Origin of the sequence: Pseudomonas lactucae (genome assembly GCF_036688725.1) — a bacterium.
GTDB lineage: Bacteria > Pseudomonadota > Gammaproteobacteria > Pseudomonadales > Pseudomonadaceae > Aquipseudomonas > Aquipseudomonas lactucae.
Genome location: NZ_JAQQPT010000002.1, coordinates 236,773 through 256,916 on the forward strand (window position 1 = coordinate 236,773; position 20,144 = coordinate 256,916).

Annotated in this window: 15 protein-coding genes and 1 pseudogene; 7 read left to right on the forward strand and 9 right to left on the reverse strand. The window is 60.1% G+C overall.

From position 1 onward, the window contains the following. Positions 1 to 36: 36 nt before the first annotated feature. From V6M90_RS02880 to V6M90_RS02910, 7 genes are all read right to left on the reverse strand, one after another. Positions 37 to 1,236: an MFS transporter gene (locus tag V6M90_RS02880; protein ID WP_332846050.1), complete on the reverse strand. Its 1,200-nt coding sequence runs from the start codon at positions 1,234 to 1,236 to the stop codon at positions 37 to 39. 126 nt (positions 1,237 to 1,362) lie between these two features. Next, positions 1,363 to 3,891 (reverse strand): efflux RND transporter permease subunit, encoded by a 2,529-nt coding sequence (locus tag V6M90_RS02885; protein ID WP_332846051.1) that lies wholly within the window; start codon positions 3,889 to 3,891, stop codon positions 1,363 to 1,365. A gap of 4 nt (positions 3,892 to 3,895) precedes the next feature. Beyond that, a complete protein-coding gene (locus V6M90_RS02890) occupies positions 3,896 to 4,999 on the reverse strand; it encodes a YCF48-related protein (protein WP_332846052.1) in 1,104 nt (367 codons plus the stop codon). Positions 5,000 to 5,068: 69 nt separating this feature from the next. Next, on the reverse strand, positions 5,069 to 6,433 hold the full coding sequence (locus V6M90_RS02895) for a DUF1329 domain-containing protein (protein WP_150762308.1): 1,365 nt from the start codon (positions 6,431 to 6,433) through the stop codon (positions 5,069 to 5,071). Positions 6,434 to 6,445: 12 nt separating this feature from the next. Beyond that, on the reverse strand, positions 6,446 to 8,125 hold the full coding sequence (locus V6M90_RS02900) for a DUF1302 domain-containing protein (RefSeq protein ID WP_003173131.1): 1,680 nt from the start codon (positions 8,123 to 8,125) through the stop codon (positions 6,446 to 6,448). A gap of 351 nt (positions 8,126 to 8,476) precedes the next feature. Then, the gene (locus V6M90_RS02905; RefSeq protein ID WP_003173130.1) at positions 8,477 to 8,839 is read right to left on the reverse strand and encodes a Rieske (2Fe-2S) protein; all 363 of its coding nucleotides are present in this window, start codon (positions 8,837 to 8,839) and stop codon (positions 8,477 to 8,479) included. Between the two features lie 15 nt (positions 8,840 to 8,854). Next, complete coding sequence (locus tag V6M90_RS02910; RefSeq protein ID WP_003173129.1) at positions 8,855 to 9,793, reverse strand: VOC family protein; 939 nt, start codon at positions 9,791 to 9,793, stop codon at positions 8,855 to 8,857. Positions 9,794 to 10,118: 325 nt separating this feature from the next. On the opposite strand from V6M90_RS02910, the gene V6M90_RS02915 reads away from it, so the two are divergent. The 3 genes from V6M90_RS02915 to V6M90_RS02925 all read left to right on the forward strand — a co-directional run bounded on the left by V6M90_RS02915 (position 10,119) and on the right by V6M90_RS02925 (position 12,538). Beyond that, the gene (locus V6M90_RS02915) at positions 10,119 to 11,030 is read left to right on the forward strand and encodes a LysR family transcriptional regulator (protein WP_003173128.1); all 912 of its coding nucleotides are present in this window, start codon (positions 10,119 to 10,121) and stop codon (positions 11,028 to 11,030) included. A gap of 219 nt (positions 11,031 to 11,249) precedes the next feature. Further along, positions 11,250 to 12,407, forward strand: coding sequence for an alpha/beta hydrolase family protein (locus tag V6M90_RS02920; RefSeq protein WP_332846053.1), 1,158 nt, complete (start codon positions 11,250 to 11,252; stop codon positions 12,405 to 12,407). Next, entirely contained in the window at positions 12,404 to 12,538 is a 135-nt protein-coding gene (locus V6M90_RS02925) for a hypothetical protein (protein ID WP_003173126.1), read from the forward strand. Before V6M90_RS02920 ends, V6M90_RS02925 begins: the two co-directional genes overlap by 4 nt. Before the next feature lie 191 nt (positions 12,539 to 12,729). Here the strand turns inward: V6M90_RS02925 and V6M90_RS02930 are convergent. Both V6M90_RS02930 and V6M90_RS02935 read right to left on the reverse strand, forming a co-directional pair. Further along, a pseudogene (locus V6M90_RS02930) lies at positions 12,730 to 13,879 on the reverse strand (purine-cytosine permease family protein). After that, positions 13,879 to 14,565 carry a cysteine hydrolase family protein gene (locus tag V6M90_RS02935; RefSeq protein WP_332846054.1) on the reverse strand — a complete coding sequence of 229 codons (687 nt, stop codon included), beginning with the start codon at positions 14,563 to 14,565 and terminating at the stop codon, positions 13,879 to 13,881. Before V6M90_RS02935 ends, V6M90_RS02930 begins: the two are co-directional and overlap by 1 nt. A 666-nt stretch (positions 14,566 to 15,231) precedes the next feature. On the opposite strand from V6M90_RS02935, the gene V6M90_RS02940 reads away from it, so the two are divergent. The 4 genes from V6M90_RS02940 (at position 15,232) to V6M90_RS02955 (ending at position 20,143) form a co-directional block, all read left to right on the forward strand. Next, entirely contained in the window at positions 15,232 to 16,224 is a 993-nt protein-coding gene (locus V6M90_RS02940; protein ID WP_003173123.1) for a SphA family protein, read from the forward strand. Positions 16,225 to 16,279: 55 nt separating this feature from the next. Continuing rightward, entirely contained in the window at positions 16,280 to 17,461 is a 1,182-nt protein-coding gene (locus tag V6M90_RS02945; RefSeq protein ID WP_003173121.1) for an MFS transporter, read from the forward strand. Positions 17,462 to 17,496: 35 nt separating this feature from the next. Then, positions 17,497 to 18,945 (forward strand): carotenoid oxygenase family protein, encoded by a 1,449-nt coding sequence (locus V6M90_RS02950; protein ID WP_332846055.1) that lies wholly within the window; start codon positions 17,497 to 17,499, stop codon positions 18,943 to 18,945. 346 nt (positions 18,946 to 19,291) lie between these two features. Beyond that, on the forward strand, positions 19,292 to 20,143 hold the full coding sequence (locus tag V6M90_RS02955) for a fumarylacetoacetate hydrolase family protein (RefSeq protein WP_332846056.1): 852 nt from the start codon (positions 19,292 to 19,294) through the stop codon (positions 20,141 to 20,143). The last annotated feature ends 1 nt before the right edge of the window (position 20,144 follow it).

Consider the following 20,144-nt stretch of genomic DNA (forward strand, 5'->3'; position numbering starts at 1 on the left):
GTTGTTCTTATTGTGTTGAAGCGTCGAATGGGCTGGTCAGTGCTCAGGGTCTGCGGCCACCGCCGTGGCAAAAACAGACCCGCTGCCACGCAACCGGAGACAGGCCAGGGCTACCATCAGTTGAGCGCCCGCGACGATGCCCAAGGCCGCTGGCAAGGCGCCGATTACGCCGCCGGTGATCGCCAGCACCACCAGCGGGCTGGCGAACTCCCCGGCGAAGAACATCGCCGTGAAGCAGCCGGCGGCGCGGCCGCGCTGTTGGAAGTCGACCTGGCTCATGATCCAGGTGAGCAGGGTCGGCATCATCAGGCCGATGCCCAGACCGTTGATCAGGACGGCGATCACCACCAGCCCGTGACTGTCGGCTACCGCCAGCAGCCCGCCACCGATCCCGGCCGCGACGAAGGCCAGGAGCATCTGCCGCTGCGCCGGCACACCGCTCAACAGACGAAAACTCAGGGCGCCGACCAGTACGCCGAACTGACTGGCGCCCATGGTCAGGCCGATCTGCTGCGAACCTTCGACATGCAGCAGGTTAAGCAGGTAACCGACTTGTACCGGCACGATGAACAGGCTCAGGCCCGCCAGGAATGCCAGGGCATACAACGGTGCCAGCGGGCGCCAGGGGAATGCCCTGCCCGCCGTTGTGAGGGTGGCCGCCTGCGCACGCGGCTCCCACAGCAACCATGCCATCAGCGGCAGGAACACCAGCCCCAGCCCATACAGGGCAAACGGGGTACGCCAGCCGTGCTCGCCGAGCACTCCACCGATGGCAATGAAGATCGCCGCCGACAATGAGGTCGCGACCATTTGCAGGGCGAACATGCGTTCACGTCGCGCGCCGCTGTAGTAGTCGCCCATCATCGTGGTGCAGCAGGTCATGATCGCCGCTTCGGCCACACCGATGCCGGCGCGGCTGATCACGATGACCTGCAGCGACTCCAGCCATAGCGGCAGCACGCCGCAGACGGTGTAGAGCACCATCGCACCGATCAACAACGGTTTGCGCCCCAGTCGGTCAGCGATGATTCCGGCCACGGGAGCCAACAACGCAATCATCAACGCCGGCAGCGTCAGGGCAATGGGCACCAGCACGGCCACACCCGGTGTGTCGGCGAAGTGTTGCTGCATAAGCGGCAGGACGGGGGCCAGCAGCACCGCACCGAGCACTGGCAGGCAACTGCCGAGCAACAGCAACAATGATTGTGGCAAACCTGCCTGGCGCTCAACGCTCATCGTGCACCTCCGCAGGGTGCGCCGCGCAAAACGCCATGCCAAAGGCGCTCAGACCGGCGAAGAGGTCAAGCCATAGGGACCGCTGGAACAAATGCACACGAGGCATGGGAACGTCCTTTCTTGTTGTTATGACGCGACGGGATTGGCGTCTTTTATCGTTTGATCGTGCTCTGAAGTCAGGCGTAGCGAGTGCTTCACGCAAGCCCCCTCCTCGGCTACGGCAGGCATCAGCGGCAAGCTCGTCGAATGGCTGGGGTTGGCCTCGGCCGGCCCTGTACTCATCCGCTTGCTCGGCAACAGAAAGTGAGCCAGGGCCGGCAACAGGACCAGCGCGCCCACCATGTTCCAGACGAACATAAAGGCCAGCAGCACGCCCATATCAGCTTGGAACTTGATCGGCGAAAACATCCAGGTCGCTACGCCGATCGCCAGGGTCACACCGGTCAGCATCACCACCTTGCCGGTGGACAGCAGTGCCCGGTAATACGCCTGCGACAGGCTTGTGCCCTGGCGCATATGACCGAGCAGGATGCTCATCACATACAGCGCGTAGTCGACGCCGATGCCCACGCCGAGGGCGATTACCGGCAAGGTCGCGACCTTGACGCCGATGTTCAGCCAGACCATCAACGCCTCACAGAGGATCGACGTAAGCATCAGCGGAATCACCGCGCAAATCGTGGCGCGCCAGGATCGGAAAGTGATCAGGCAGAGCAGGATCACCGCGCCGTAGACCCAGAACAGCATTTCGCGATTGGCCTGCTTGACGACGATGTTGGTCGCGGCCTCGATCCCGGCATTGCCCGCGGCCAGCAGGAACTGGACCTCGTCGGTATTGTTCGCCGCGGCGAATTGTTCGACGTGATCCACCAGACGGTTCAGGGTTTGCGCCTTGTGGTCGGAGAGGTAGACGTACAGCGTCAGCAGGCTGCAATCTTCGTTGTACAGCCCGCGCGGCGCCCCGGCGGTGACCATGTTGAGCATTGCCTGGTTGTTCTGCAGCTCATACCACTTCGGGCTGCCTTCGCTCAGGCCAACCAGCATGCGGCGGTTGAGCAGTGCCAGGGAATTGGTCGAATCCACCCCTGGCAAGGTGCGCAACTGCCAATCGAGGGCATCGACCTTGTTCAGGATGTCATAGCGCGAACAGGCGCTGGCGGGGGTCTTGATCATGACCGCGAACAGATCGCTGCTGGCGCCGTAATGCCGGGTCAGGAATGCATCATCCTGGTTGTAGCGCGAGTCGGCCCGCAGCTCGGGCGCGCCGGCGTCCAGATCACCCACTTTCAGTTGCAGGCTGACGATGAAGCCGAGCGTCGCCAGCGCCAGGCTCAGCGCGATGCACAGCGCCGCCCACCGGCGCTGGGTGAACAGGTCGAGGAAGCGCCAGAACCCGTGGCGATTGTGGCCAGCCAGCTCGGCGTGCTCGCTTTTCAGGCTCAGTTGCGCCGCGCGGCCGCTGACCCCGACATAAGAAAGCAATATCGGCAGCAGGATCAAATTGGTGAAGATCAACACCGCCACGCCGATACTCGCGATCATCGCCAGGTCCTGGATCACCTGGATCTTGATGATCATCAGCACCGCGAAACCGACCGCATCACACAGCAGCGCGGTGAGCCCGGCAAGGAACAGGCGGCGGAAAGTAAAGCGTGCGGCGACCACCCGGTGCATGCCGCGCCCGATGTCCTGCATGATGCCGTTCATCTTCTGTGCGCCGTGGCTCATGCCAATGGCAAACACCAGGAACGGCACCAGCACCGAATAGGGGTCCAGTTGATAATTGAGCAGCGGCAGCAAGCCGAGCTGCCAAACCACCGCCACCAATGAGCAGAACACCACCAACAGAGTGCTGCGAATGCAGCGGGTGTACCAATAAAGCACCACCGTGGTGATCAGGATCGCCACGGCGAAGAACATCAGGATTTGCCGCAGGCCGGCAATCAGGTCACCGACTTTCTTGGCGAAACCGGTGATGCGGATGTCGATGCTGTCGCTCTGGTATTGGCTGCGCAGCGATTCCAACTGTTGCGACAGTTGGCTGTAGTCCAAGGGTTTGCCGTCGGGGGTGCGCTGCAACAGCGGTACCTGGATGATGCTCGAGGCCTGGTCGAACGCCACCAACTGGCCGATTTCGTTGGACAGCTGCACGTTGCGCCGCAATGCCGCAAGGCTCGCTGCGCCGCCATCGTAGTTATCCGGAATGACCGGCCCACCCTCCAGGCCCGCCTCGGTCACCGCCACCCAGCGGGTGGCCGGCGTCCATAGCGACTTCATGTACGCCCGGTCGACACCGGGCAGCAGGTAGATCTTGTCGCTCAACGCCTGCAGGGTCTTGAGGTAGGCGCTGTCGTAGATGTCGCCCTGCTTGTTGACCACCGCGATACGCACCGCATTCCCCAGCCCGCTCAGCTCCTTCTGGTGCTCCAGGTAGTTGGCGATATAGGGCTGATGGGTGGGGATCATTTTTTCGAAACTGGCATTGAGCTCGACACGGCCGGATTGCCAACCCAGCACCAACGTGGTCGCCAGGCACAGCAGCAACACCCACAGGCGATGGTTGAACAATGCGCGTTCGAGCAGCGAGCCGGAGCGCGGATCAAAGTCATCGACCGCATTTGCAGGGGACTGGGGAAAACTTCCAGGGGACTTCATAACCTCACTCCGAAGCGGCAGTGGCTGGCTGCGCAAGACGCTGCAGCCCGGTGAAACCGGCAACGATCAGGCTGCCATCGGCGGCCTCGATCACACTTGAAACAGGTTTGCCCAAGGGCGCTCCCAACGGCAGCAGCGCCGCGCCGGTCTGCTCGCTGTTGCGAAACAGCATGCCGCCCTGATTGACCAGCAACAGCTGGCCGTCGGCCAAACGGGTGGCATCGTTGAAGGAGATCGGTACGGGCACCGACAGACGCTGGAAACTGACGCCGGCGTCGCGGGAGACAAAGGCATTGCCCTTCAGACCGGCGACCACCAGCACGCCATCCGCGCGGTTCTGCAGGGTGAAGAAACTACCTTCGTAGGGGCTGTCCAGCTGACTGAACGACAGCGCATCGTCGTCCGAGCGTGCCAGGTAGCCCTGCTCGCCAGCCAGGAACCAACGTGTGCCCTGGCGACTGATGGCGTACAGGTGCAAGCCGTTGGGGTTGGCAATTTGCCCCATCAGCGATTGCCAGGTGGCGCCGCCATCGTTGGTCAGCAGCGCCAAACCGTAGGCACCGACGATCAGCCCGCGATGTGCGTCCACGAACTCCAGTGCCAGAAAGGGTTTGTCTGGACCATCGGCGACAAGACGCTCGGCATTTTGTACCCGTATCAAGGCGGCATCCGGGTCGGTAGCCGTGGCCTGGCCCGCCTTGGCGGCGTTCAGTTCCAGTTGTGCCGCCCGCAGGCCATCGAGCTGCAGTGTCCAGTGCTCACCGCCATCCACAGTCGCCAACACCACGCCCGCGTGACCGACCGCCCAGCCCTTTTGCGCATCCACGAAGCGCACAGCTGTCAGGCTGACCGAGACCGGTACAGTTGCCTGGCGCCAGCTTTGTCCATTGTCGTCGGAGAGCAGCACCAGGCCGCGCTCGCCCACCGCTACCAGACGTTTGCCGGCCCGCGCCAGATCGATCAATACGCCTTGCTGCGCACCCGCTACCCGCATGGCTGGTGTATCGAGCGGCACGCCCACTGCCGCCGGCCCGGCCAGGCACTCGCGCGTGGCGAAGGGCAAACACAGGGCCAAGAGCAACGCGCGCGCCTGATTGATTCTGTTCATAACCTACCTCGGACAAACACTCGTATTCCAAGGGCAGACCGACAGGCCTGCCCTTCACTCGGCTCAGGTCTACCGCACGCCGCGCCCCGCCATCGCTGCTGGCGAGAACTCCGAGGGTTTGTAGCGATCGACCGCGTGATACTGCTCCGGCAACCCGGCATAGAGGTTCTGGATAAACCACGCACCGGAGGTCAGGTCATAAAAACCTGAAGAGAGTTGCACCAGCCCTGGCAGATCGGGCAATACGGAAGGCAGCGACCACAGGGTCTTGGCCAGTTGGCCGCTGGCATCCCAACGATCTCCGAGCAAGGCTTGCCAAGTGTCCTCGTCGAGGTAGTAACGCCCCTTGGGCAACTGATGGCGCTTGCCGGCGGCTACCGTCGACTCGAGCACCCAGACGCGGTGCAGTTCCCAGCGCACGTAATCCGGATTCAGATGGTGTTTGCCCAACAGGTCCTGCGGCTGGGCAGCGTTTTGCACCTTGTTGGTGTTGTAAGGGACATACATCTCCTGCTTGCCGACCAGTTTCCAGTCGAACCTGTCCGTACGCCCGCCCCATACACTCAATTCATCGAAGGACATGACCCCGGCGGTGGACGGCGTCGGTGTGTCGCAGCAAGCGTTGGGCAACGTGCGTACCCGGCGCTGACCGCTCAGATAGACATGCGCCTGAGATTTGTCGCCGTTGATGTTTTCACGTCCGAGGATCTGCTCGCCGGCACGAATCGCCGGGCCGAGATTGACGAAGTGCACCAGCCAGTAGTCGCCCGAGTAGTTTTCAGGGCCGCCCTCCTGGAAGTAGTAGGGCATCTCCTGGGTCAACAGGCCGTCGCTGGTCATCACCTGGTTGCCGTCAGCGGTCATCAGATAATGGCGAAAATGCCCCGCCACCGAGGTGCCGCGCCAGTTCAGCACATGGTTCCAAATGGCTTCGGTCCCATTTTGTGGAATCGGAAAAGGAATTCCGCCATAGGAACCTTCAGGGATCAGGCCGGCGCTGCTGTCGACAAGTTTGGCGCGGGTCGCATTCTTGAACGTGTTGTCATAGACCCACTGCGGCGCGGCCGCCGTGCGCCGGGTCGGGTAGACATCGATGCGATAGGTGTCCGGGAAACGCTTGAACAGCTCCTTGGTGCCGTCGCTGAGCTTGTCGGCGTACTTGGCCAGGTTCTGGGCGGTGATGCTGTACAACGGCTTGTCGGCGGCAAACGGATCGCCACGCTTGCCGCCCGGAACATAGGCCGGATCGACCTTGGTGTAGCCGCCATCCCAGGCCGGAATACTGCCGTCGGCATTGCCGGCTTTCTCGGCGCCGAAGGGTGTCAGGGTCTTGCCCAGCGCAGCCGCTTGTTCGGCGCTGGCGGCCAGGACCATCGGTGCGGCAGCGGCCAGCAGGGTCAAGCACAAGGCCTTTAGAGTGAACTGAATGGTCATGCGCAAATCCTCTTAGAACGTGGTCTTGACGGAGAAAGCCAGGTAATCCCGGTCTTTCAGCGACTGCTTGTAGTTGAACTGGTTAGCGGCGTTGAGGCTGGTGTCCTCGGGACCATAGAAGTGGGTGTAGGTCAGCCCCACGGTCACTTGGTCCAGGTAGGTGGCGGAGACGCCGATGTTCATATCCCCGCCTCTGTCTGGGCCGAACCCACTGATTACCGCCGACTTGCCCATGGGGAAATAGCTGATGCCCAGCGGTACGCTGATATCAATGCCTGGGAAGAACTGGCGATAGGTCGGCGTGTACACCAGCTTCAAACCCAGGCCGTCATCGGTGGCGTTGGGGTCGAGGGCTGCGCGGTTCCTGGTCACGGCCAACAGGCGGTTCCAGGCCACCTCCGCTGTCAGGCTGGCTTCATTGGCGACGAAGGAAGGGCCCAGCGATGCCAGGACGTTAAGGTTGACGTGAGCCGTCCGGCCAACGGCGTAAAGGGCGTTATCGTTGTTGTCCGCATCGACACCCGGCAGGACAGTCTGGGCGTTGGACACCAACGGCATGTTCCAGCGCATCGACGCCTCGCCAGCAAAGCTGTACTCGTTCACGGAGGTGGCGAAACTGGCGCCCAGGACCCGGATATCTTCCGGGTAGACCCAGGAATACTCGCCGACTTGCCCGGTGCTGAAGTTCGGCCCAGTGGCATTGGGCTTCAAGTACAGCGTTGGGGTTTTCTCGTGGTACTGCAGCGCATACAAACCGTAATCTGTCGTCCCGGTGTTGTACTTGAGCTGCAGGCCGCCCTGGCCGGAGTTCCTGGCCTTTTTGTCCTTGCCATGGAAGAACGCCGCCGGGCTGTTGGCGTTGCCGCCGAGAAAGTCAGGGAACGGCGCGCCGGTGATCAGCCTTTCATTACCTTCTCCGATGGTATCGCTGGTGGAGAAATAGCTGCCGGCGCCCGGCAAACGGGTGGCTTCCCACTCCAACTGGTAGAAGGCGCCCAATGACACATCGTCAGTCAGTTGGTAGGCGGTCGACAGCTGGTTGACCGGTCGAGTGATTTCCTTGAATTGGGTATTGGGCACCGATTGCGCCTTGACCACATCCACTGGCGCCATGGCACCGGCAATGCCGTTGCCGCCGAAGAACAGGCTCTCGCCCCAGATCAGGCCGTGGCGCCCCGCACGTACTGACAAGGAACGGTCCGCCAGCTCACCGTTCCAGTAGACAAAGGCATCCAGCAGTTCGCCGTCACCACCGTGCAATTGACGGGTATCGCTGGTGAATTCATCGAAGCCTACCGAACGCTGGTTGGCACTAGCCGCGTCGTGATTGTCGTTGCGTTCCTGATAGACGGTGTCATACCAGGCGGCACCGCTCACACGGGCGCCGAAGTTGTGAAAGCCGATGTCCAGTTCGGAAAGTACATCCAGGCGATTGGAGATCAGCCCCTTGCCGAAGTTGTGATCGCCGTCATTCTGGTTCAGGGCCGTCGACCCTTCGCTGAGTTTGCTGCTGGGTTCCTTGAGGCGCCAGGCCGCGCTGTACTTCAGCGTGTTGTCCCAGCGCAGGCTCAGATCAGGATTGCCGGTGTCAATCTGAAACGCCTGGGCCGCCGAAGCGCCAAGCCCCAGGCTGGCCGCAAGGCTCAGGGTGAAGGGGACGCGCCGCGACGCGGCGAACTTGCCAATAGCCATCGAAGTAACCCTCTTTATTGTTGTTGTATGTCAGCTCTTCTGGTGAAACCGCGCCCGCAGTCGAACCGGGCCAAGCCTGCACAGGCATGAAGCATTCATGGGAGAGTGAGTTTCAGTTTTGCCGGCGCCTCAGATGGGAGCAGCCGTGACGTCGAGAATCCGTCTGCGTTCATGCTCGTCTCATTCTTATTCTTGTTATTCACGCCAGCGTTCTGCGGGAGCGATCCCAGGCTTCACCACTGGCAGTGTTTGCACGCATTCAGTACCGCGCTGTGTTTACTTTCTCGGCAAAGCAGACCTTTGACTAATCGCATGTAGGGATACGATGTATCAGCAACCGCGATACGTTAATCAGGATGCATACGCCTCCAGCTGGCCCGCTTCGAGCACCAGCCAATCGGCCTCGGCATGCCATTTCAGTGCACTCAGGCGCTCCCCCAGGCATGGCCCGTAGACGCACAGGCCCGTGTCAGGGAGAAACCGCGCACCGTGGGCGTAACAGACGATCTGGCGACCATCGACGCTGAGGAAACGATCCTTGCGGTACTCCAGGCGCACCGCCAGGTGCGGGCAGCTGTTGCGATAGACACACACCTCGCCTTCATGGCGCAGGGCAAACACGCTGTCCTTACCGGTATCCAGGGGATCGAACCCGCGGGACTGCCCTTCGAGCACTTCATCCAGGCGACAGAGAACAATCGCGTCGTGGCTCATAGACGAAATCCGCATTCAGGCCTGCTTGGGCGGCGGGCCGCTCGGGAACCATTTTTCCCGGGACGTGAACAGGAACAATTGTGAGTTATCCGCCGACAACGGCGCCTGGCGCGCTTGCCAGGCGTCATCGTGCTTGTCCATGTCGGCGTCGTATTCGATGTGGCAGCCCAACGGACTGTTGAAGTACCAGAACCAGTTGGAACCGAAGAGGTGACGACCCGGCCCCCAGAAACTGGTCCAGCCTTGCTGCTCGAAGCGGCGCCCGGCCAACAGCACTTCCGTGCCGCTGCCCATGTGAAAGGTGAAGTGCTCGCAGCCTTTCATGTGCGGCGGCGTCTGGATCATGAACAGGCAGTGATGGTCATCGGAACCGGCCGGACGCATGAACGGCCCGGCACCGACAAAAGTGTCGGTGGTCACGAAGCCCAAGCGCTTGTAAAAAGCCTCGGCCCTGACTGCATCCGGCACGAAATACACCACATGGGACAGGGTCCGTGGCAAGGCCTGCATGTCAGGATTGATGCCGGGTTGGTTGACCGGGCGTTGGGGGGCGTGGCCCGGTGCATTGGTCAGATCGGCTGGCGCGCTGTAGGCGCGCCGCACGCTGATCTGGAAACCCATGGCAAAGCCCATATCGTCCACGCTGTGCACGGAGCCATCGGCGCCGCGGGTCACCGGGCGGTCGCGCCCCAGTTCATCGGCGATGGCCTCAAGATCAGCCGCGCTGGCCACGCCATAAATGGTTTCACGAATCGAAGGCGCCGGCCCGATGGCGGCAGGCAAACTGGCATCGTCTGCCCGGCGGATAATCACGGCGGTGCCGTCAAGGGCTTCAAAACGACCACCCTCGCTGTCGACATCGACAGGCAGCAGGCCGTAGTCACGCAGGCAATGGGTACAGGCTTGAATGTCGTCGACGCCAAAAATAAGGGCGTCAAGGCCAATGATGTTCATTGAGTTACCACTCCATTGTCATTATTCAGCGCAGGCCTGGCGTCCCGCTATGGGAGCAGTGCCCGGCGGTACGCTGCCGAGGCGGGTCTTGGAGTCGATACAGCGTGACGGCCAACCGACTGTGGGTTGATAGTGAAGGGGTAAAAACTCACTGACTAATCGCTTGTCCGGATGCGACCTATCGGCAGATGCGATACCTGGTCGCGAAGCGCAAATGGCTTGAAAATCGAACGCAGGCCGCTTGATTAGCCCACTCACGGCACTTGACGCCGCGATAGGAAGGTCGGAAGGTATTTACAAAATAAATACAAAAATCGAGACCGCCATGCGTTTTAACCACTTGGATCTCAACCTCCTGGTGGCGCTGGATGTGTTACTGGAAGAGCAGAACATCACCCGCGCCGCCGAACGCCTGCACATGACCCAATCCGCTACCAGCGGTGTACTGGGCAGGCTGCGCCTCTACTTCGAAGATGAACTGCTGGCGCAGGTCGGACGCAAAATGCAGCCCACGCCTTATGCCCGCGAACTGGCGGCGCCGGTGCGCCAGGTGCTGCTGACGATCCAGTCCTCGATCACCGCCAAACCGGTGTTCGACCCCGCCACCAGCAAGCGCCATTTTCGCCTGATCACGTCGGACTATCTGATCAGCGTCCTGTTTGCCCGGGTGATCCAGAAAATCTCCCTGGAAGCGCCGCACATCACCTTCGAACTGCTGGGCCCCGGCGACACGTCCACCGAGATGCTGATGCGCGGTGAGGCCGACATGATGATCGTGCCTGAGCACTACCTCATTGAAGGTCACCCCTCGCAACTACTGTTTGAGGAAGAGCACGTTTGCGTGGTGTGGGATGGCAACACGTTGGTGGGCGATAGCATCAGCCTCGATCAATACATCGAGATGGGCCATGTCTCGGTGATTTTTGGGCGCAACCGGCAACTGAGCGTCGAAGAATGGCTGATGGGCCAGTATGGTTTTACGCGCCGCATGGAAGTGGTGACCCACGACTTTAACACCCTGCCGCAGTTGATCGTCGGCACCCAACGCGTCGCCACCATGCTCCAGCGCATGGCCAGGCTATACGCCAATTACCTGCCGCTGCGCATCGTGCAACCCCCGGTGAAAATCCCGGTGATGCGTGAGTTCATGCTCTGGCACCGGACCATGGAGGGGGATCCGATGCACCGTTGGCTGCGGGCGAAAATCAGTCAGATCATCAACGAGCTGGAGCAGTAGTCGCTCCCGCTGCTCGGCGGCGAGCCAGGATTCATGCGCGCGCCGAGACTCAAGCCAATGGCGCATATGCGCCCTATCGCCGTTCGCAATACCTCCCATCCTGACTCGCGATTGGCCAAACAATGGGCCTCCCCTTAGCCTGCTTCGAACCGTCAGGTCTGGCGTTCCCCGCTCCTGATTTGGCCGCCTGCCTTTGCTTGCACAAGGACACTAACAATCATGTTTCGCTACTTCCCGACCAACTACGTGTGGAATCTTTCCGTCGACCTGGCCATTGAAATGGGCGCCCGCATCGGCGAAATCGAAGAAATGTGCGCGCCGCTGCAAGAAGCCGCCAAACAGCCGGATGCCGCCGGCAGCAAAGCCTTCCGTGAAACCTGGGCGAACATGGCCGACAAGCTGTGCGGCCTGGCGGAAGAAGACGAAGGCAAGGGTCGACTGTTGTCTGCCGGTGAAAAATACAACCGCGCCGCGACCTATTACCTGAGCTGCGAACGCCTGCAGGCCCACGGTGCACCGGGCCGCACGGAGCTGTACCAGCGCTTTCTGCACACCTTCCAACGGAGTATCGAACTGGCACGGGAAAATTGCGAGCGCGTTGAAATCCCTTACGAAGGCAAACACCTTTTCGGTCTGCTGGTCCGTGCCGAAGGCGTCAGCGGCCCAGCGCCGATCCTGGTGCAGGTCAATGGACTGGATTCCACCAAAGAAATGAAATACCGCGTCGGCCTGCCCGCCTGGCTGGCCAAACGTGGCGTGTCGTCGCTGATCATCGACCAGCCCGGGACAGGCGAAGCGCTCCGGCTACATAACCTGACTGCGCGTTTTGACAGCGAACATTGGGCCAGTCGCGTGGTGGATTGGTTGGAAACCCGCGACGACGTCGACGTCAAACGCATTGGTCTGGAAGGTGTGTCGCTTGGGGGCTACTACTGCCCGCGCGCGGTAGCCTTCGAGCCGCGTTTCGCGTGCGGTGTCGTGTGGGGAGCCAACCATGACTGGCGCGACGTGCAGAAACGCCGCTTGGAAAAGGAAGGCAGCTTCCCGGTGCCGCACTACTGGTCGCATGTGGCTTGGGTCTGGGGGGCCAAGGACACGGACGAGTTCATGACCATCGCCGAGAACGTTCATCTGGACGGCATCCTGGACCGCATCAAGGTGCCCTTCCTGGTCACCCACGGAGAAAAGGATTCGCAGATTCCATTGAAGTGGGCCCACCGCACTTACGAACAGTTGGTCAACAGCCCCAAACGCGAACTGAAAATCTTCACCGAACGTGAGGGCGGCGTGCAGCATTCGAGCTTCGACAACAGTATCAATGCCGGCCAGTACATCGCCGACTGGGTGGCTGAGGTACTCGGTGGTCGTACTGCATGACTATTCGTTTCAAACTTGAGCAAACGCTCGTTGCGGAAAAGAAACGTATGGAGCTGCTCATCGTTGCGGAAATGCTTCTGTGCCGGGCAGCGCCTATCGCTCTGGAATCGATGACCCGCCACTACCGTTAAAAAAGCTTCCCCGTCTGGCCTGCCGCAAAATTTTCGCAACGGCCAGCTGGGGAGGCACACAGCATGATGGGACAGCTATCGAGTGGATAGATACGACTATCTCGGTTGCTCAGTCACAAAGATCACATCCAAGCACTCCCTTCAGCGCAGCCTGATCAGTGTTTTGATCTGAGCGATCTCCCGCTCAAAGATCATGCTTTTGTTGGCTTGATCACCACGAGACCGCGCCGGCTCATTAATCCGTAGTAAGCGCATGCTGGAAACAGCAGACCAACAATCCACGCCAAATCGATCCCTTGCAGGGCGGAGGCGATGGGGCCGACGTAAAGGGAAGTATTCATGAATGGAATTTCTAGCACGATGGTCGCGAGGAACACCCCGATAGCGATCCAGTTCACCCACCTTCGCAGTGACCTTGAGCGCAGCGAAGGGCTCGATAACGGTAACCGTCGACATAAAGGCTCCATAGAGGTTGAACACGTTGATAGCGATCTGACCATAGAGCACGAATGCCACGGCCAGCAAACTCCCACCCCCTAGAACGCTAAGCAAATGAAGGCCAACATTATCTGAAAAACCTGTGACGCCCTTGGTCAATATCGCCCCCAGCAGCATCATCCAACTTCCACCAATGACCGTCCCCGTATAGCTGTACCAGAAGACCTGGCGCGCGGAAGTATGGGTAGGCAAATAGCGAGAGTAGTCGGCCACATAAGGTGCATAGGACAATTGCCAGGTCACCGCAATGCTCACTGAGGCGAGGAAGCTCGCCAAGTTGAAGCCCTGCGTCGTCCATTGTTGCGCATCTATTGGCAGCGCAAGGGCGAACAGAGTCGCGATCCCGAAAAAAACAACCGAAACCAACGACAGCATTTTTTGCAGGCGGTGGATGAGCTTGTAGCCAAACAGGGCTACCAGAAAGCAGAGCAAACCAAGCAGCACAATGTTTGCCTCACTGCTGAGGGGGCTTGAGGCGGCGACTGCTTGGGTGGCCAACAACGTATTACTGACAAAAAACCCTAAGTAAATGAGCATTACGAACAGCAGCGGAACAATGGCTCCAAATACCCCAAACTGCGCACGGCTCTGGATCATCTGCGGGATGCCCAACCTCGGCCCCTGTGCAGAATGCGAAGCCATGAATACCGCGCCGATCAGGGAGCCGAGCAGGATCGACAAAGCGCTCCAGAACAGGTTCAGCCCCAGGCTGACCGGCAGCACCCCGGCCGCAACCGTGGTGATGTTGGCGTTGGCCCCAAACCACACGAAGAACAGAGAACGGGGTTCGCCGTGACGTTCGGTTTCTGGAATGAAATCGATGCTTCTTTTTTCTACGTTCATCATGCTCTCCGCTCTGTCTTGGCAACGAGGCAATTTTCCAGGCGCGCGATAGCTTGCATAAACTCTTCTGGCTGGAAGGCAAGGTGGTCTGGCTCCATCGTGCGAAGTGAAGGTGCTGGCTCGCCCGCCCAGCGCCGCAACAGCTGTTCGGTAGAGAGCATGTCCAGTCCGTAAAGCCAGTTAGAGAGAATAAACAAGGCCGAGTAATGGGCTGCGGAAGTCGTAGCCGTACAAGCGTCGGCCACGAGGCTCAGGTGAAAGTCGTGCTGATAGGCATCGAACAGGCTAGTCATGACACAGACGTCAGTCAGTCCCCCAATCACCACGAGATGTTTGATACCGCGCGCTCTCAGCATCGAAGTCAGCCGAGTGCCGTGGAAGGCACTGTAGCGTTGCTTATCAATGACAACGTCACAGGTTTGTGGAGCTAACGCGTCGATGATTTCTATGGCAGATGTGCCTGCGCGATAGCTGGTCGGTTTGCCCTCGGCATCTACGGGCTCACCCAGCGCCAAGCCGAGACCTTGGGCATCGTTGACATGACGGGTGTAGAACAGCGGGATGTTGTTTTTTCGAGCGCAATCAACCAGCGCTGTTGCGTTTTCAATGACGTGACCGAACCGCTCCAGAGGGAAGCCGTCTTCTTTCTGAAGGTCGATCACGAGCAAAGCCGTGTCTTGGGTCATCAGGTTTCTTCCAGTTGCAAAGCACCAGGCGATAGCTGTGAGGCTCGCTGGCAACTAACGAATTCTCAGGCGCAGGCACCGCAATCGCGGGCTACGGAAAGTGCGAGAAAGATTCTCGAGGAAGGGCTACCCGACTATTTGCCAAAAACCGTTTTGCTTGGCGGCCACGCAGGAAGGAAGACGCTGCAGGGTCACGTGCGAAGGCGCAACCGATCGGCGTAGAAAGTTCTTCATGGCTCCGCACGGGAATAACGTTGTCCAGCCAAGCAGGCTGATGCGCGGGCCGCGGTCTTGGTGAGACCGTTGGACATGCCAATAGAAAAGCGAGCTGCCAAGCATCGGATTGACGTACTGGAAAGTCTGCCCATTGGGGCTGGACCTGAGTGTTTTCACGGGACGGCGCGGCAAAAGTCAAAGAAAGACTTTTCTTTGGACGAAAAAAAATGGACCTCTTTTCAGAGATCCATTTTTTAATACTTGCAGCGGGAAACGAGACTCAACTCGCCGACGGCCGCAGCATAGTGCGCGCTGAGGATCATCGCCCCTATCATGGCACGCTCAGTCAACTCTGGCCGTTGCGCTCAAGCATCGCCCACCACCGGGACTTAAAGTCGAAGTGCCAGGGGACATTCCCCCGCTCACAATTCCAAGAATAGAGCCACTTCGATGAGTCTGACCAAATCCCTGCCAGCGTGCCTGGCACTCAGCTTCGCTTCATTTGCCGCCCATGCAGCCGATGGCCCTCCTCCACCTTCCGTAAGCCAACCCAGCGGTATCAACCTGGGCGGCACCAGCTTCTACGACGGGTTTGCCGGGCCACCCGGGCTGACTCACCAGACCTATCTGAAATTCAGCACCGCCAGCAGCATCAGGAGCAACGGTGGCAAGAACAACGCCGCCTTCGATGATCCGAAGATCAACGTCATCACGATGATCAATCAGTTGAGCTACTACTCACCCGACACGTTCGCGGGAGGCGCACACCTGGGTTGGAGCCTGTTGGTGCCCGTGGTTTCCCTGGACGGTGACTTCGGTGACAACGGCGCCAAGCTCAAGGACAACGCCACCGGCCTTGGCGATGTCACAGTGGGGCCCCAGGTCCAGTTCGATCCGATCATCGACGCCAGCGGCCGGCCGGTTTTCGTGCAGCGCATGGCCTTCGACACCATCCTGCCAACGGGGAAGTACGACAAAGACAAAGACATGAACCCTGGCTCCAACCACTTCTCCCTGAACCCCTACTGGGCCGCGACCTGGATGCCTGCGCCCCGCTGGGAAGTGAGCTGGCGGCTGAACTACCTGTACAACTTCAAGAATGACGACCCGGCGAGCAGTTCGCAGCAGTTCTTTGAAGGGCAAGCGGTGCGCGATACCCAGTCAGGACAATCGGCATGGGCCAACTTCACCGCCTCGTACGAAGTGTTCCCGAAGGTCTCGGTCGGCATCAACGGCTACTACTTCCGGCAGATTTCGGATGACAAGGTCAACGGCAACACCCTGACCGACTCCCGGGAAAAGGTGCTGGGCTTTGGCCCGGGCCTGTTCTGGAAAATTACCGAAGACAAAGCCTTCTGGCTCAATACCTATAAAGAAACCGGCGTCGAGAATCGCTCCCGAGCGGATTACCAGATGCAGGTTCGCTACGTTCACAAGTTCTGATTGACGTGTAGGCCGGCTCACGCATGAGCGGGCTCTTTACCTGAGGTGATGCTTCATGAACGCACTCGACTCCATCGACAGCAAAAAATCACTGGGCGCCATCTGCCTGATGATGGTCATTTCCCTGGGGACGCTACAGATCCAGCCGATCCTGGGCGGTGCCTTGATCGACCAGCTCGGCCTGCCACTCAATGCAATCGGCGCTATCTTCGCCGCGGAACTCATGGCGATGGCCATCGCTTGCGGGGTCTGCGCCCTGTTCATGGCGAGCGTCGACCGGCGCCGCTTCGCCCTGGTGGCCTTGTTGATCCTGGCATTGGGTAACCTGGTCAGCACACAACTGCACAGCCAGGCCGGACTGGTCATTTCCAGGATGATCTGCGGCGCCAGCGGCGGCGCGGTCATGGCGGTGGTCTATGCCACCGCAGCGCTGCGCACGTCCAAGGATGCGACCTTCGCCGTCATCAACATCGGCAACCTGTTGTGGGGCATGCTGCTGGTGACCTCCATGCCGCTGGTCCTTCAAACATTTGGCGTGAATGGGGCGTTTTCCCTGTTGGCGATCACCAGCGTGCTCGCGGCGCTGGGTTGCTGGAGAGTGCCCAAGCGCTACCCGGACGCCCATCGCGCGGCCAATGGCTCGATCCAGCCATTCGGTCTGACCGCCATGCTGTTGATCCTGCTGTTTGCCCTGCTGTTCTTCGGTCACTCGGCCCTGTGGGTCTACCAGGAACGCATCGGCAAGAGCATCGGCCTGGAGCCCCAGCAGATTGGCGGCATCCTCGGCGGCAGCATCCTTGCCGGTGCCCTTGGCGCCGGGCTAGCCGGGCTGATCGGACGACGCCTGGGCCTGCTGTTTCCGCAACTGTTGAGCTTCGGCACGGCATTGCTGGCGACCTTGATCATGGTCTATGGCACCAGCCCCGTTGCCTTTATCACTACGGCCTGCTTGATTCATATGGTCTGGTTTTTCAGCCTGCCCTACCTGCTTTCCATGGCGGCGGAATTGGACCCTTCCGGTCGATTGGCGGGCCTGGGTAACGCCGCCATTTTCGTCGGCCAGGGGCTGGGGCCATTCGGGGCCGCGCTGGTCGTCGGCGAGGGACACTTCCGGGCGGTGGGGTGGCTGGCCGCCTCAGCCTATCTGCTAGCCTTGGTGATCTCGTGTCTGGTAGTTGCACGCTTTCGCCGCGGCGTGAAGCCTTCCGGGCCGGCGATGTCCCCGCAATCGGTCTGAACATGAACGAACCCGCACATTGACGAGATTGCCTGATGAGTATTCTATTCCCTCAAACCCCTGAATTTTCCGGTGTTCTCTACACGCCCAGCCGCGTGGAAGCAGAGGTGTTCGATCTTGAGATCGAAGGCACCCTGCCCGCTTCGATCTGTGGGAATTTTTATCAGGTGGCGCCAGACCCGCAGTACCCCCCCATGCTGGGTAACGACATTTTTTTCAACGGCGACGGCGTGGTCAGCCGCTTCAACTTTGCCAATGGCAAAGTCTCGATGCGACGCCGCTACGTGAAGACCGATCGCCTGCTGGCCCAGCGCCGTGAAGGGCGTTCGCTCAACGGAGTCTATCGAAACGTCTACACTAATGACCCCCTCGCGGCGAAAAACAACACCACCGCCAACACCACCGTTATCCCTCACAACGGCGTCCTGTTGGCGCTCAAGGAAGATGCCCTGCCTTGGGCGCTGGATCTCGAAACCCTGGAGACCCTCGGCGAATGGACCTTTGATGGGCAGATCAAAGCCGCGACGTTCACCGCCCACCCCAAGCTCGATCCGGTGACAGGCAACCTGCTGGCCTGCAGTTATGAAGCCAAAGGCGACGGCACGCCAGACCTGGCCTACTTCGAACTCTCTCCGGACGGAAAGCTGCTGCACGAGATCTGGTTCCAGGCGCCTTATGCGGCGATGGTGCACGATTTCGCGGTGACCGAACGGTACGTGGTGTTCCCGTTGATTCCATTGACGGTAGACGTCGAGCGCATGAAAAACGGCGGTCCGCATTTCCAGTGGCAACCCGATCTGCCTCAACTGTTCGCCATCGTGCCGCGCTACGGTAGCGCGCAAGACGTGCGTTGGTTCAAGGGGCCCAAGGACGGCTTCCAGGGGCACACGCTCAATGCGTTCGACGAGGACGGCAAGGTGTATGTCGACATGCCGGTCACCGGCGGCAACATCTTCTACTTTTTTCCCCAGGCCGACGGCTACGTCCCACCGCCTGAAACCCTGGCCGCCAGCCTGATGCGCTGGACCTTCGACCTGAATGGCGCGCAGGAGGACGTCCAACCGCAGCCACTGACGAAATATCCCTGCGAGTTTCCACGGTGCGATGATCGCTACATCGGTCGAAAGTACCAGCATGGTTTCCTGCTCGCCTTTGATCCTGAGCGTCCTTACAACCCGGCGAATGGGCCGATACCCTTCCAGTTTTTCAACCTGCTGGCGCACCTGGACCTGCAGACAGGCCTCACCGACGCCTGGTTTCCCGGGGACAGCGGATGCTTCCAGGAACCGATCTTCATTCCGCGTTCGGCGGATGCAGAGGAAGCCGATGGCTACGTGGTTGCCCTGCTCAACCTAATTGCCGAAGGGCGCAATGAACTGGTCGTGCTGGACACCCGTGACATGGCCAGCGGTCCCATTGCCCGGATCAGAATCCCCTTCCGGATGCGCATGTCGCTGCATGGCTGCTGGGCACCGAGCGATTGATTGGCATCGGGCCCTGATGCCCGTCAATTAAGCACAATCCCTGTGGGAGCGAGCTTGCTCGCGATGGCGGCGGCTCAGTTACATGAGTATTTAACTGGCTGACCTCATCGCGAGCAAGCTCGCTCCCACAGGTTTAGAGCCTTTTGCGCACCTCTCGCGGCCCCTGCCATCTGCGGTGGCTGCCTGCCTCCCCTCCCTTTGCTCCCAAGTCCGCCAAAGGGACAGTCGCGCCAAAAAAATACGTAAATTCCATATTTTAGGATTTTTGTATAAATCCTACTTTACAGGATTTTATAGCAAGACTAGATTAACCCTCATTGCACCCTCCCTCTTCCTAGGAGCCTCCATGAAACTCACAAGCTTTATTGTCCAGGGCCGTAGCAGCTACGGCGTGGTCGAAGGTGATCAAATCATCGACCTGGAATCGCTCAAGCCAACCCTTGGCAGCGATCTCAAACAGGCTATCGGCCAGAACCGTCTGAACGAACTGAGCGCTGCGCGCCTGGCAAGCCTGCCGCGTATCCCCCTGGGTGAAGTGACGTTCCTGCCGGTGATCCCGAACCCGGGCAAGGTCCTGTGCATTGGCATCAACTACGCCACTCACGTGCGCGAAACCGGTCGGGAAATGCCGACCTATCCGATGATCTTTACCCGCTTCGCCGACAGCCAGACCGCCCACCTGCAACCCATCGTTCGCCCGACCGCGTCCCACAAGCTTGATTTCGAGGGCGAACTGGCGGTGGTGATCGGTAAAGCGGCCCGCCACGTCAAACACGCCGACGCGCTGGACTACGTCGCCGGTTATGCCTGCTACAACGACGGAAGTGTCCGCGACTGGCAGAAGCACACCATTCAGTTCGTCCCCGGCAAGAACTTCCCGAACACCGGCGGTTTCGGCCCCTGGTTGGTGACCGGCGACGAGATCGGCGATCCACAGGACCTGGAATTGACCACCCGCCTCAATGGCGAGGTGATGCAGCACACCCGCACCAGCGACATGATTTTCGATGTGCGCCAACTGATCGAGTATTGCTCCACCTTCACTGAACTGGCCCCGGGTGACGTGATTGTCACCGGCACCACCGGCGGCGTCGGTGCGTTCCGCGAGCCGCCGGTATGGATGAAGCCGGGCGATCAGGTCGAGGTCGAAATCGCTCGAATCGGCACCCTGCGCAACAGCATCGTGGACGAGCAATAAG

Excerpts from the sequence above, each read along its gene's own strand:
- V6M90_RS02900 (WP_003173131.1), bottom strand. The coding sequence starts at position 8,125 with ATGGCTATTGGCAAGTTCGCCGCGTCGCGGCGCGTCCCCTTCACCCTG.
- V6M90_RS02950 (WP_332846055.1), top strand. The coding sequence starts at position 17,497 with ATGAGTATTCTATTCCCTCAAACCCCTGAATTTTCCGGTGTTCTCTAC.
- V6M90_RS02885 (WP_332846051.1), bottom strand. The coding sequence starts at position 3,891 with ATGAAGTCCCCTGGAAGTTTTCCCCAGTCCCCTGCAAATGCGGTCGAT.
- V6M90_RS02915 (WP_003173128.1), top strand. The coding sequence starts at position 10,119 with ATGCGTTTTAACCACTTGGATCTCAACCTCCTGGTGGCGCTGGATGTG.
- V6M90_RS02945 (WP_003173121.1), top strand. The coding sequence starts at position 16,280 with ATGAACGCACTCGACTCCATCGACAGCAAAAAATCACTGGGCGCCATC.
- V6M90_RS02910 (WP_003173129.1), bottom strand. The coding sequence starts at position 9,793 with ATGAACATCATTGGCCTTGACGCCCTTATTTTTGGCGTCGACGACATT.
- V6M90_RS02935 (WP_332846054.1), bottom strand. The coding sequence starts at position 14,565 with ATGACCCAAGACACGGCTTTGCTCGTGATCGACCTTCAGAAAGAAGAC.
- V6M90_RS02955 (WP_332846056.1), top strand. The coding sequence starts at position 19,292 with ATGAAACTCACAAGCTTTATTGTCCAGGGCCGTAGCAGCTACGGCGTG.
- V6M90_RS02880 (WP_332846050.1), bottom strand. The coding sequence starts at position 1,236 with ATGAGCGTTGAGCGCCAGGCAGGTTTGCCACAATCATTGTTGCTGTTG.
- V6M90_RS02895 (WP_150762308.1), bottom strand. The coding sequence starts at position 6,433 with ATGACCATTCAGTTCACTCTAAAGGCCTTGTGCTTGACCCTGCTGGCC.
- V6M90_RS02905 (WP_003173130.1), bottom strand. The coding sequence starts at position 8,839 with ATGAGCCACGACGCGATTGTTCTCTGTCGCCTGGATGAAGTGCTCGAA.
- V6M90_RS02920 (WP_332846053.1), top strand. The coding sequence starts at position 11,250 with ATGTTTCGCTACTTCCCGACCAACTACGTGTGGAATCTTTCCGTCGAC.
- V6M90_RS02940 (WP_003173123.1), top strand. The coding sequence starts at position 15,232 with ATGAGTCTGACCAAATCCCTGCCAGCGTGCCTGGCACTCAGCTTCGCT.
- V6M90_RS02890 (WP_332846052.1), bottom strand. The coding sequence starts at position 4,999 with ATGAACAGAATCAATCAGGCGCGCGCGTTGCTCTTGGCCCTGTGTTTG.
- V6M90_RS02925 (WP_003173126.1), top strand. The coding sequence starts at position 12,404 with ATGACTATTCGTTTCAAACTTGAGCAAACGCTCGTTGCGGAAAAGAAA.